We start from the raw sequence: 11,661 nt of genomic DNA, 5'->3' as shown, positions 1-11,661 counted from the left end.
GCTTCGGTGACGTGTTGCATCGGCGCAATATCCTTTCCGTTGGCACGTGCGCCGGGGGGCCTACAGCGAGGAGCTATTGCAGTAGATCCTTCGCGATCCGTTCAATTCTGAGGACACCCTCGAACAGATCTTCGCCGATGCCGGCGCGCAGCTTGGCCTCGATACCCGCAGCGAGGTCATCGGCCTCCTCGATGGCCTTCGCTCCCAGCGTGGTCAGCCGTACCTCTACAAGCTTCTGATGCATCGGGGACGGTCGACGGCTGATGAGGCCCTTACTCTCGAGAGTGGACAACATCGTGCCGGTTGCCTGCGGGGTGCCCATCCCAGTTCGTGCGAGCTGCGCCGCAGAGGTTGGCTCGAGGTGCCTGATCGACAGGAGGGTCGCGTACTGCGGCACGGTGAGATCGAGCGGACGCAGCGCAGAAGCCTTCGCGTCGATGATCAGCCGTGCGATTCGCCGAATGTGGGTTCCGAGGCGGTCGTCGAGCACCTCGGATAGCGAGTTGTTGCCGGCCTCATTCGTCACGAATGCTTCTCCTCTATCTGCGCATACTTCGATGGATCAGGTTATTGTCTCCTCCGGGCATGCGCCAGTTCGCTTACCGCGCCGACAGCACGTTTCCACGCGCCGCCCTCGACGGTCCCAATCCGGCTGGTCCGAAGCCTGAACTCTCGGAGATGCAGCGCCGTAACCGAAACCGTATCAATATGACATTTCATAGAAAACTCTTGTTATATAACAACTAGTTGCTACCCTTCTCTCTGCCACTCGACGGAAGACGAAGCCAAAGATGCCCCCGCCACGAGGCGTGGGCGCACCACGACGACTCGCCCGTCGCTACTGAGGGAGGAGCTGCATGCCCATGACGATCGAATACCAAGCAGAGGAAATTGGCTACGAGGAGAGCAAGCGGGAGGTCGTCACCAACGAAGGGGTGCTGCGGTATCACGAGGCCGGCGACGGTCCGCCTCTGCTGCTGTTGCATGGCTCGGGGATCGGAGTCAGTGGATGGCGTAACTTCCGCGAAAACCTCACCGCGCTCGCGCAGCAGTTCCATTGCTACGTGTTGGAGTTTCCGGGGTTCGGTGTGAGTGATCCGGTGGACGGCCTCCCAGTCGTCACGGCCGCTGCGTCGGTGACTCGGTTCATGGATGCGGTCGGTATCGAATCTGCTGCGATCATCGGTAATTCGATGGGCGGGGTCGTTGGCGTCCAGGTCGCGATGCAGCATCCCGACCGAGTCACAAAGCTCATATCTATTGGCGGTGTCGGTCCGAACATTTTCAGCCAGGCTCCGAGTGAAGGCACTCGGCTGCTGCGGGACTTCGCTGACGAACCCAGTCGCGAGAAGCTGGTGAGATGGCTCAACTGCATGGTCTACGACCCTGCCGTGGTCACGGAGGAACGTATCGAAGAGCGGTGGGAGACAGCGAAGGACCCAGCTTCCCATAAGACACTTGCCGCGATGTACGGATCCCAAGCAGCTGCCGCGCAGCAGCGCGCGCTCGAGGCTTCCGATGCACCGCCGTATTGGTCGATGATGCGGAAGGTTCAGTGCCCGACCCTGTTCACCTGGGGGCTCGATGACCGGCAGTGCCCGCCCGACATGCCACTCGTGCCGCTTCGATTGGCACCCAATGCCGAGCTTCATATTTTCCCGAACTGCGGCCACTGGGTGATGGTTGAAGCCAAGGAGGCGTTCGAGCGCGTCGCGCTCGAGTTCCTGCTCCGCCGAGTGCTCTGAACGCCAACTTCGGCTGACTAGTTTCGTTCGGAAACGGACTCCTCGGCTTCGCCCTCGTCATCGCTCTCGCCTCCGCGGTTGCGCGCGTCGGACACCTTCGCAAGGCTTCGGCCCAGGACGCCGCCCACCGACTTGAGCGGGCTGTCGATCGAATCGAGTGCGTCGGCGATCTCAGGGTCCTCGTCGACGAGCCATCCTGCCGTATCGGCACGGCATGCCGAACGGAAATCTTCGAGGTCGTCTCGCAACCCTGCAAGTGTGCGCGTGGTTCGGGGCGAGGACAAACGCCTGACGACTTCGAGCGGAGTGCCCTCGGCGAGGCGGGCGAGTGCGCGGCGACCCCGGCGGAGTAGCTCTCCGTCCTGCTCGAAGTGCTCGGCGAGAAGGGTGCGTGCAGCACTGAGCACTTCGCTCAGTCGGTCCGGTTCAGCCGTACAGGCGCGTTCGATGCTCAGGCGCTGCCACATCGTCTCGGCGTCCTCGACCAGCACGAGCAGTTGCAACGCTTCCCCGAATCGACCTTCGTCGGCAAGGGCGAGCAATAACGCGACGTGCGCCGAGACGGGGATCTCGGGCTCGACCCGGTCGAGGTGCGCGACGGCGTATGCGCGGAGCCGCTGGACCGCGACGGACAGCAGCGGACCGAGTTCCGCGATCGCGGCCCATTCCTCCTCGGGAAGCGATCCACGATGATCGGCGATCGCGATCGCACGTGTCAGCGCATTGTGGTGGACGACGACGTCACCGAGATCGGGAGCGCCGGCGGCCGCCAAGACCTTCTCCACCATGTCGGGGTCGGCGTCCTCGCCTCTGAGCCGGACGATCGCGGCTTCGACCGATCCGACGGCACCCGCCAGCGCACGCACGATCGCATCCGCAGGGATCACGCCGGAAGAGTCGGGATTCGGCAGGTCGTTCATGTGCACCATCGTCCTACGAGGCACCCCCGATGCACCAGCCGGCCTCACACCTCACGACCGGGGACGATCCTGACCGCTGGGTACCCGTACCCACGCGCTCTCGAGCAACGAGACCACCTCGGCTTCGTGACGTGCACGGTAGGCGCTGAGGATACGGCGTGGGCGCGTCTCACCGTCGAGCCCGATTGCCGTCGCGAACGCCGCTGCGATGCCCGCCTCGGGCACGACCTCCGGCGTTGTGTAACCGATGAGTGCAAGCGCTTTACGGAGCGGATCTGCATTCGAGGCGAACGTGCGCAACGGCAGAACGTCGAACCGGCCGTCCGAGCGGAATTCGAAGAACAGCTCGCCGTACTCGTCGATACCGATCTCGTCCAGGAACCGGCGCACCGACGCAAGTTGCGGAATCGGGCCGGTCCACCGCAGGACCTGGGGGCCGAGCCTCGACTTCAACACGGTCTCGGCACCGGGATCGCAGCCGACGATACCCGCGACGGCAGACGGAAGCGGTACCTCGGCGCCGCGGATGTGGTCGCGGGTGACGGGAATCCGCAGTCGCCAGTGTTCGTCGAGGCGGTACAGGCGTTTGGTGCGCTCAGGAGGCAGTGTGGGCCCATGGGTGCGGCGTCGACGGCGCACACACTCGGTGACGACCTCGAAATCCCCGCTCGCCGCGAATACCCGCGCGGACGCATCGGAGATCGAAAACCGCTGGACCAGCGCTTCGGCCACCTTGTCGAGCTCGATCGAGCCGGCCGCTCCGTCGACGAGTCGCGCGATGCGCCTCCCGATCGCGGTGACGGGATCGGTCTCCCATTCGAGTAGGCCCCACAGTCCGTCGTCTTCGGTGACGGTGAACCGGTCGTCGTCGGAGAGTTCTTCGACAACGCTGTGAATATCGATGTTCGCGTCCATGCGGGCGACGAGCGTTTCGACGGAGAGCGGGTCGCCGACCACCTCGAGGATCTGCGCAGCGCGCCCTGCGACGGTGTCCTGGGGTGTGAGGATCCGGCCGTCGAACATGGTGGTTCCGCAGTGCGTGAGCCACGATTCGAACTCGTCGGCGGGCAAGTGCCAGATCGCTGCGACCTCTGCGGGTTGCACCACTGCGTTGGCGGATTCGAATTCGCCGAGCAACGCCCGGGTCTGCTTCTCCGCCTCGGCGAGGTCGGGCACGGCGATCCATCCGTCGGCGACGGTGCAGCGGTCGTCGAGCCGGTCGAGGACCTTCCACAGCGGCGCGTCGAGCCCTGGGACCACCTGCGCAAGCACGGGGCGATCGCGCACGATGCGGTGGAACGAGGCGACCGGTCGGACGTCGGTGCGCAACGCCGCCAGGAAGTCACCCACCGCGGTGCCGAACGGGAACGTCGACGGCTGGGACGCATCGACGTCGTCCTCATCGTGGATGCGACGCCGCAAGGTCTCGCGTTCGGCGGCGGGCAACGAGCCAACATAGTCGGCGAGTTCGGCCACCGGGTCGGCAGGCGCCCCCACAGGGAGATCTCGGGCGGCGACCGCCCCGAGGCGTGCGACCGCTTCCTGGATCTCCTCCGGAGCACCCGCGTCGAGGCCGATGCTGAGCAACGGTCGATCCCGCTGTCCGCACAGCGTCTGCCACCGGGCAACGGCAGCGAGGTCGTCGACGAGAAGTGCAAGCGCAGGAACAGGTGCTGCCGATTCTTCGGGAACGAGGGTTGCAGGGTCGCGAAGCACCGTGAGTACGAGAGCCGCGCAGACGATTTCATAGACTGCGTGGCTGTCTGCGCCCCGTACGTCGAACAGATCGGCGGGGCTGCGGCTGAACAGCTCCGCGGTGGTGGGGGCGTGCGGCAGACGCCCAATGATCGTCGCGGCCGACATCCCGAGATCGAGGGCGTCCACGGTTACTTCGACGGTGCGGATCAGGCCGTCCGCGAACCGCAGTTCGGGGTGGTCGGTGACGTAGATCCGGGACAGCTCCGCACACAGCTCCGGGATCTCGGTTTCGGCGGCGGTCTGCGCCGGTGACTGCGATTCCCACCAGGCCGGTGTCGGCGCGAGCGCAGTCAACGCTGCGGTGCGCGCAGAACCGTAGCGATCGAGCCAGGGCATGAGCTCGAGCCAGGTTCGGTCGTCGAGTTCATCGACCGAAAGCGCACGTGACCACAGCGACACGAACCGATGCTCCTCTTCGACGTCCTGCGGGAACCGTCGCGGGTCCCTCCGTGCGGGACGTCCGTGAGGACGCCCGACCGCTCAGCATACCGATCGAAACCGCACTCTCGCAGACAAGCGCACGGGCGCGCAGCAGCGATCGAGCCCGGTGCGGTGCAGCCCCGCGACGTCGGGTCGACGTCAGGTCACCGCCGCGTCGCGGGGGGCTTCGTCGCCGGGCTCCCCTTCCACCACGTCCGCACGCAGACGTAACAGCACGAGCCCCGCGACCGAGGCAACGATGAGCGAGCCCACCGCCCCGTTCACATGCAAGGCATATACGGCGATCCCGGATCCGATCAGCCCAGCCAGCAGCGCACACCACAGCAACGCTTTCCCGAAGAACGCTCCCATTTCTCAAATACCTTCCGGCAAGTCCCCATCCAGGTCGCAACGATAGTGTCACCTGTCACAAAATCGGCAACACCCGGGCGGTGTGTCCCCAACTGGTGTACGAATCGCGGCGCGAGGATACTCGGCACGACAGGCGAGGAATGAGAGGCACGACGTGGATACACCCCCGAGCGGGCACGAGGTGATCCTGCGGGATGTGACGCTGCGCGACGGACTGCAGCTCACCGGCAAACTGCTCCCGACACAGCGCAAGGTCGAGATCGTGCGCGCTCTCCTCGCCGCGGGGATACCCGAGCTCGAGATCGGGTCGCTCGCACGCGCCGATCTGGTGCCGACGATGGCGAACAGTCTCGAGCTGGTGTCGGCGCTCACCGAGGAAGAACTGGACCGCTGCTGGATCTGGGTGGCCACCCCGCGACACGTGGAGAAGGCACTCGCTGCAGGAGCTCGGCGGTTCCAGTACTGCTTCTCGGTGTCCGATTCGCACAACCGCGCGAACATCGGCCGCGACACCGAAGACAGCCTCGCAGCGATGCCCGCCGCCGTGGAACTGGCCCACAACGCGGGCGGCAGCATCCAGCTTTGTCTGGCGACCTCGTTCACCTGTCCCTTCGACGGGCCGATCGACCCCGACCGCGTCCTCGAGATCGCGTGCGACCCGCGGGCCGACGGATCGGCCGACATCGTGGTCGCGGACACTCTCGGCCAAGCCGTCCCGCAGCAGGTCAGCGCGCTCGTCTCGCGCGTCCGCGCGGAGTCGCCGGACCGTCGGATCGTCTACCACGGCCACGACACGTGGGGCCTGGGCGTCGCGAACAGCCTCGCCGCTGCCGAAGCGGGTGCGAACGTCGTCGACGGGGCGCTCGGAGGGCTCGGAGGGTGCCCGTTCGCGCCCGGAGCAAGCGGCAACACCGCGAGTGAGGATCTGCTCTTCGCGACCCGCCCGTCGTGGCTCTCACCGGAGGTGTTCGCAGATATCGTCCGGCTCGGCGAGAACATCGTCGCCGAACTGGACGAACCCAATCGGTCCCGGGCCCGGCAGGGAGCGCGGTCGGAGGCCGAGGCGTTCGAGTGGGTCGTCCGCGCGTGAAGATCCTGATCGCACCCGACAGCTTCAAGGGCACCTACACCGCCGCCGAGGTGGCCGACTCGATCGCCGCGGGAGCGGTATCTGCGGGTCACGAGACGGTCTGCATGCCCCTCGCAGACGGCGGTGAGGGCACCCTCGACGTCCTCACGGTCCCGCTCGGTCTCGAACGTGTCGACGTCGACGCCGTCAACCCGTGGCGGGTGCCGTGCCACGGATTCTTCGGCCTGTCCCCCGACGGCACCGCCATCGTCGAACTCGCCACGGTCAGTGGAATCACCACCACGCACAACGGTGTTCGCGATGCCGTTACGGCAGACACGTACGGCACCGGGATGATCATGGCCGCGGCGGCGAAGCGCGGTGCGCGACAGATCGTCGTGGCCGCGGGCGGATCGGCCACCACCGACGGTGGCCTGGGAGCGCTCGCCGCGATCGACGACGCCGGTGGACTCGGCTCCGCATCCGTCGCCGTACTCACGGATGTCACCACCCGATACACCGACGCCGCGCGGGTCTTCGGCCCGCAGAAGGGCGCCGATCCCGCAACCGTCGAGCTGCTGACGAGACGACTGCACGAGGCTGCCGAGGCATTGCCGCGCGATCCACGAAGAGTGGATGGGACAGGTGCTGCCGGCGGGTTTTCGGGAGGCATGTGGGCGGGTGTCGGCGCAACACTGCGCCCCGGTGCCGACTATGTGCTCGACGTCGTGGGATTCGACGAGTCGCTCGCAACCGCCGACCTCGTGGTGGTCGGTGAGGGACGACTCGACGGACAATCCCGCGCAGGAAAGATCATCTCGGCCGTCCTGGCGCGCAGCGGTTCGGTGCCCGTCGTCGCGGTAGTGGGGTCGGTCGGTGATGATCTCGGCGATTACCGGACGCGGTTCGCGGCGGTGATGGTGGCCTCCGACGCGGAGGCGATGCGAGCTGCGGGGGCCGCACTCTGCCCGCCCACGCCGAAGAGTCGCGCTAGCCGCGCATCGGACGCATAGAGCGCATCGAGGTCGAAGGTGGATGCCGAACTCAGCACCTCGTCCGCGCCTGTCTCCTCGACGAGTTTCTCGATCTGTTCGGCGACCTGGTCCTCGGTGCCGACGATCGCCGAGGCAGCGGTGTCGTCGAGGATCCGCTGTCGGCGCACCGTGACGGGGAGGTCGCGCAGTGACTCGAGCTGCATCAGCGGCGGGAAGTAGCCGCGCTCGCGGGAGAGTGCCATCGCCCACCCTTCCGGCAGCAACAGATCGGCGGCATCCGCTTCGGTGTCGGCTATGAGAATGTCGGCGCCGATCACCAGGTACGGCTCGGGATTTGCTTCGCTGGGTCGATAGTCGGCGCGATAACGTTCGAACGGTGCGGGCCCCTGCGTCAGGATCGGGCCCGCGACGACGGCCGGTAGCCCCAGACGCGCTGCCACCTGGAGGCCGGCGCCGGTCCCCAGCACGAACAGCGGCGGTGGTTGCGCCACCCGGGGCCTGATCGACACCGGCGCCGTGTCGTCGAGATAGGCGCGCAGTTCGTCGATATCAGCGGCGAAATCGTCCGGCTCGGCGCGGGTGGTGCGCAAGGCTTCGCGAATGGGCGTGGTGAAGCCGAGGGACCGCCCGACACCCAGATCGATCCGCCCCGGGTGCAGCGCCTCGAGCACGGCGAATTGTTCCGCGACGACGATCGGCTGATGGTTGGGCAGCATCACACCGGCCGACCCGACCCGGATGTGGCGCGTCCGATCGGCGATGGCCTGGATCAGCAGGGCCGGGGCGCCGGAGGCCACTCCCGGTACCGCATGATGTTCCGCGACCCAGAACCGTTGGTATCCGGCCGCTTCAGCGAGTTCCGCGCGGTACAGAGTCTGGCGTAGTGCGGACGCGTCGTCCTGCCCCTCCCGTGTGCGGGAGCGGTCCAGCAGCGACAGCGCAACATCCATGTGGGATATCAACGCCCCGCCGTGCAGCGATCATCCCGGGCGACCGGTCGGCCGTGGTCAGGGCGCCGGATCGTCCGGTGGGTCGCAGGGCGGCGTCGGCTCCGCAGTAGGTTCCGGGGCCGGGCTCGGGGCGGGATCGGAGCCGCGTGCAGGCCACGACGCCGGCTGCGCCGCACCGCACGGATCGCTGCCCGGTGATGCCGGGGTCCGAGTTGCGCCGGCATCGTCCGGACTGCCCGCGTTGCGGGGATCGGAGTGCGGTGCGTCCCGATCCCACAGTTGCGGGGTGTCCGTTCCAGGCGCGGAGTCGGTGGTGCCGAGCACCTCGCTTCGTTCCGCGGACCCGCCCGGCCCTTCGGAACCGCTCCGATCTTCGAACCCGCCCATGGCGAGGGCCAGCCCCCCGCCGAGCATCGCGACGAGAGCGACGACGACGAACAGGAGGACGAGGTTTCGATGGATCGACGCCGTACCTGCCGCAGCAGCAGCAGCGGGCTGCACTCGGCTACGACGCGCGGCGACAAGGGCGGCTCCCGTCGCACGGTGCCACGGCACACCGTGCGGAGTCACGAACGGAACACCGAGGATCGTGGAGAGTTCCCGGGCCGGCACCGCGTCGCCGGGGCGCAGGTCGAGGAATACCAGCGCTGCCGGGGAGACGCCGGCCCTGGCGAGTGCTTCATCCACGGTGTCGGGCAGGGCGTCGGGTGCGCCGGTGAGGTCGTCGCCGCGCACGACCGACGAGAGCACCGTCCGGGGTCGGGTGTCGACGATCGACACGGACTCGACACCGCCGGTACGGGTGTGGAGTGCCAGGACAGGTGTGCCGGTGAGTTCGGGTGCGCCCGCCAAGTATGCGAGGCGTGCGACGTCGAGTGGGACCACTTCGACGGGTGCCTCGCTCACCGCGCGGACAGCATTCGCGACCGAATCGGTGTCGGCGGCAGCGTCCGGCAACTCGACGAGACCGATCATGCCGACAGTCAGCGATGCGTTCTCGGCCCGCTGCGCCATCGAGGTCACGGCCCGCGCGACGGCGTCGGCCGCCGATCCCTCCGGTTCGGCTGCCCAGCGCTGCGAATCGAAGGGGCCGAGCTGCGGAACGTCGGCGTCGACAAGAACCGCGGAGACTTCACCGTCATCGACGGCTACGCCGAGCACAGGGCGCATCGTCACCGCCTCTTCGCCAAGATCGACACGGACTGCACGAGCCTAGCCGAACTCGACCCTCAGATCCGGTAACACCCGACGGTCAGTCCGACGATCGCTGCCACATAGCTGCCGAAGGTGATGTAGGAGCCGTCGGCTGCGAACATCCGCATCGAGAAGCCTGTGTCGGGTGGAAGGACGTGGCGTCCGTGGAAACCGGCGCGGGCGGCGGTGCGTTCGAACAGGTCCGCGGCGCGCTGCAGATCGGCGACGGGCACGGGCTGCGAGCTCCCCTGAATAGGCAGATGCACCGACATCCCGTGTGTGCCGTCGGCGAGGGTGCACCCCGCGTTCGTGCGCGCGTACTTCTCGGAGAATTCGAGGTCGGGGAACTCCTCCGAAAGTGCATCCATGACGTCGTGCTGGACTTGGAGGTAGTACTCGACCGCGGCGCCGCTGTCATCGGCGACCGGCTCGGGGACAGCGCGGGGGCTCGCTGTCGCGCATCCGGTCGTTGTCAGCAGCGCCGCTGCAGCAATGCATACGTGGAGAACAGAAATCTCGCTCATCGGACACCCCGTTCGTCGGCGGTGCCTGCGATGACGACCGCGATGTTGTAGGTACTCATGGAACCGGGCGTCAGATAGGAGCTGTGCCCTACAGAGGCGGTACGCGGGTCTCCCGAAAGGTCTTCTCCCGCATCGCTGGACAGACGGGTCAAACCCGGGATTCGACTGGGATCCCCACCGAAGATTCCGGTATCGGCGATGAGGTCCTCGTCCGCTTCGATCAAGTACATCGACCCCGGAGCCATGCCGAGTGTGTCGAGGTCGGAGGTGCCGAGTCCGGCAGCGCCGACGAAGACCGCCCTCCCGGCCTCCGCGCCCTGCTGCAACGCGAGACTCGTCACGAGCGCTCCGTACGAATGACCGATCGTAGTCACGTTCGGTGGCGAGTCGGGGCGAGATGCGTCGAGTCCGTCGAGGAAGGTCGCCAAGCGCGGTGCGGCCAGCGTCGCAGACAGATCCGAGACAGGACTGCGTTCGGTGAATGCGAGGCCCCAACCGAAATGCGGTGCCTGGTAGTTCATCCAGGTGACCGCTGCGACGGACTCGGACCCTCGGTCGACACGCCCGAGTTCTCGTTGCGCTTCGTCGCGCAAACCGGACACCTGCTGGTCGTAGCCGTGGAGATTGCCTTGCACGGTCGATCCTGCGCCCGGGGTGAAAACTGCGATGTGGTCGGCGGTATCGATGTCGCCGACCGCAACCGCGGCCATCGCCTCGCGACCGGACATGTCGAGCGCAAGCAACCGACGATCGTCCAGTGCGAGTGTGCGGTCTATCGCATCGAGTGCGTCGAGTTTGTTCAGGGTCTGCTCGAGCCCCGCATCGGCGTTGGAGAGTAAACCACCGAACAGATTGCCCGCCAGCTCGTCTTGAAGTTTCAGGGCAACGCCCGTCAATCGTTCACGTTCGATTCCGAGCAGGGCTCGGTTCGCGAGGTCGCGGACTTCGGCGGGTACTCCGTCGAGACCGCCGATCCGTTCCGGGTATTCGGTGAGCAGCACGGCGCGGTCGGAGGGAGTGAGGCCGTTCCACCAGGCGGCGACCTGTTCCGGATCGGCTCCGGGGCCGGGCAGGGGCCCGATCTCGGGGAATCTTGTCGAGACATGGACGAATTCCGTTGCGGATACCGAGCCTTCCTCCGGAAAGACCCGCGAGAGCATAGATGCCGCTTCATCGGCGAGTTTTTGTGCGCGAAGAAGCAGGGCGTCGAGTTTCGCCCGCAGTATATTGCGGTCTGCGTCGGGTGCAACTCCGGCACGACCTGGCACCTCGGTGAGTGCACCGTCCAATCCGATGACGAGGCCGCGTTCGTCCGCCCAGGCGTATGCCGCCACGAGTTCGGCATGCAGAGCGCGCAGTTGCGGAACCACCCAGGCTGCGCACGCAATCACTCTGCGGTACGAATCAGACTGAACGCCAACCGCATCGATGAACGACTGCGATGAGATCACCGCGGCGTCCGCGGCGTCACCGGTCCAGGCACCCCCGAGCGTGACAACTCGGCGGATATCACCGGCAATGCGGTCCAGTTCCTCGGCACTCTCGCCGAGGTGGGTTCCGAGACTTTCCAATGCGTCCGGATCCCACCCTGCCAGATCGCGCAGATTCATGTCGTTTCCACCCCCTGTTGCGAAAGCATAGGGGGCACATACGACTACCGGCTCGGGGAGGGGTCCCCGGGCCGGTATCTGTGGATGAATCAGTTGCCTGTGGA

General features: G+C 66.7%; 10 protein-coding genes and 1 pseudogene. 3 read left to right on the top strand and 8 right to left on the bottom strand.

Going from position 1 to position 11,661, the window contains the following annotated elements:
• Nucleotides 1-73: 73 nt before the first annotated feature.
• Nucleotides 74-526: a MarR family winged helix-turn-helix transcriptional regulator gene (locus tag ACTDXD_RS18990; protein WP_440123824.1), complete on the bottom strand. Its 453-nt coding sequence runs from the start codon at nucleotides 524-526 to the stop codon at nucleotides 74-76.
• Between the two features lie 331 nt (nucleotides 527-857).
• Here ACTDXD_RS18990 and ACTDXD_RS18985 point away from each other — a divergent pair, with 331 nt between their 5' ends.
• Nucleotides 858-1,745, top strand: coding sequence for an alpha/beta fold hydrolase (locus tag ACTDXD_RS18985; protein ID WP_440123823.1), 888 nt, complete (start codon nucleotides 858-860; stop codon nucleotides 1,743-1,745).
• Between the two features lie 17 nt (nucleotides 1,746-1,762).
• On the opposite strand, the gene ACTDXD_RS18980 is transcribed toward ACTDXD_RS18985, so the two are convergent.
• From ACTDXD_RS18980 to ACTDXD_RS18970, 3 genes are all read right to left on the bottom strand, one after another.
• Nucleotides 1,763-2,665: a hypothetical protein gene (locus ACTDXD_RS18980; RefSeq protein WP_440123822.1), complete on the bottom strand. Its 903-nt coding sequence runs from the start codon at nucleotides 2,663-2,665 to the stop codon at nucleotides 1,763-1,765.
• A 51-nt stretch (nucleotides 2,666-2,716) separates the two neighbouring features.
• On the bottom strand, nucleotides 2,717-4,822 hold the full coding sequence (locus ACTDXD_RS18975; RefSeq protein WP_440123821.1) for a hypothetical protein: 2,106 nt from the start codon (nucleotides 4,820-4,822) through the stop codon (nucleotides 2,717-2,719).
• Nucleotides 4,823-5,002: 180 nt separating this feature from the next.
• On the bottom strand, nucleotides 5,003-5,215 hold the full coding sequence (locus ACTDXD_RS18970) for a hypothetical protein (RefSeq protein WP_440123820.1): 213 nt from the start codon (nucleotides 5,213-5,215) through the stop codon (nucleotides 5,003-5,005).
• A gap of 181 nt (nucleotides 5,216-5,396) precedes the next feature.
• Between ACTDXD_RS18970 and ACTDXD_RS18965 the strand changes: the two genes are divergently transcribed.
• Both ACTDXD_RS18965 and ACTDXD_RS18960 read left to right on the top strand, forming a co-directional pair.
• Nucleotides 5,397-6,305: a hydroxymethylglutaryl-CoA lyase gene (locus ACTDXD_RS18965; protein ID WP_440127704.1), complete on the top strand. Its 909-nt coding sequence runs from the start codon at nucleotides 5,397-5,399 to the stop codon at nucleotides 6,303-6,305.
• The gene (locus ACTDXD_RS18960) at nucleotides 6,302-7,297 is read left to right on the top strand and encodes a glycerate kinase (RefSeq protein ID WP_440127703.1); all 996 of its coding nucleotides are present in this window, start codon (nucleotides 6,302-6,304) and stop codon (nucleotides 7,295-7,297) included. Before ACTDXD_RS18965 ends, ACTDXD_RS18960 begins: the two co-directional genes overlap by 4 nt.
• Here the strand turns inward: ACTDXD_RS18960 and ACTDXD_RS18955 are convergent.
• The 4 genes and pseudogenes from ACTDXD_RS18955 to ACTDXD_RS18940 form a co-directional block, all read right to left on the bottom strand.
• Nucleotides 7,267-8,229, bottom strand: a pseudogene (locus tag ACTDXD_RS18955) (MsnO8 family LLM class oxidoreductase); the annotation flags it as partial. The gene ACTDXD_RS18960 and the pseudogene ACTDXD_RS18955 sit on opposite strands and share 31 nt — an antisense overlap.
• A 57-nt stretch (nucleotides 8,230-8,286) precedes the next feature.
• Nucleotides 8,287-9,399 carry a hypothetical protein gene (locus ACTDXD_RS18950; protein WP_440123819.1) on the bottom strand — a complete coding sequence of 371 codons (1,113 nt, stop codon included), beginning with the start codon at nucleotides 9,397-9,399 and terminating at the stop codon, nucleotides 8,287-8,289.
• A 59-nt stretch (nucleotides 9,400-9,458) separates the two neighbouring features.
• Nucleotides 9,459-9,947: an LppA family lipoprotein gene (locus ACTDXD_RS18945; RefSeq protein ID WP_440123818.1), complete on the bottom strand. Its 489-nt coding sequence runs from the start codon at nucleotides 9,945-9,947 to the stop codon at nucleotides 9,459-9,461.
• On the bottom strand, nucleotides 9,944-11,557 hold the full coding sequence (locus ACTDXD_RS18940) for an alpha/beta hydrolase (RefSeq protein WP_440123817.1): 1,614 nt from the start codon (nucleotides 11,555-11,557) through the stop codon (nucleotides 9,944-9,946). The genes ACTDXD_RS18945 and ACTDXD_RS18940 overlap by 4 nt, the downstream gene beginning before the upstream one ends.
• Nucleotides 11,558-11,661 lie beyond the last annotated feature (104 nt).

The organism is Rhodococcus sp. SJ-3 (assembly GCF_051918125.1).
Classification (GTDB): Bacteria; Actinomycetota; Actinomycetes; order Mycobacteriales; family Mycobacteriaceae; genus Rhodococcus.
Note: the sequence above shows the minus strand (reverse complement) of the source record. Positions and strands in the feature narration are given on the sequence as shown.

Bases quoted from the DNA above. Each gene is read 5' to 3' on its own strand.
- ACTDXD_RS18985 (WP_440123823.1), top strand. From the start codon at position 858: ATGCCCATGACGATCGAATACCAAGCAGAGGAAATTGGCTACGAGGAG.
- ACTDXD_RS18980 (WP_440123822.1), bottom strand. From the start codon at position 2,665: ATGAACGACCTGCCGAATCCCGACTCTTCCGGCGTGATCCCTGCGGAT.
- ACTDXD_RS18970 (WP_440123820.1), bottom strand. From the start codon at position 5,215: ATGGGAGCGTTCTTCGGGAAAGCGTTGCTGTGGTGTGCGCTGCTGGCT.
- ACTDXD_RS18950 (WP_440123819.1), bottom strand. From the start codon at position 9,399: ATGCGCCCTGTGCTCGGCGTAGCCGTCGATGACGGTGAAGTCTCCGCG.
- ACTDXD_RS18945 (WP_440123818.1), bottom strand. From the start codon at position 9,947: ATGAGCGAGATTTCTGTTCTCCACGTATGCATTGCTGCAGCGGCGCTG.
- ACTDXD_RS18940 (WP_440123817.1), bottom strand. From the start codon at position 11,557: ATGAATCTGCGCGATCTGGCAGGGTGGGATCCGGACGCATTGGAAAGT.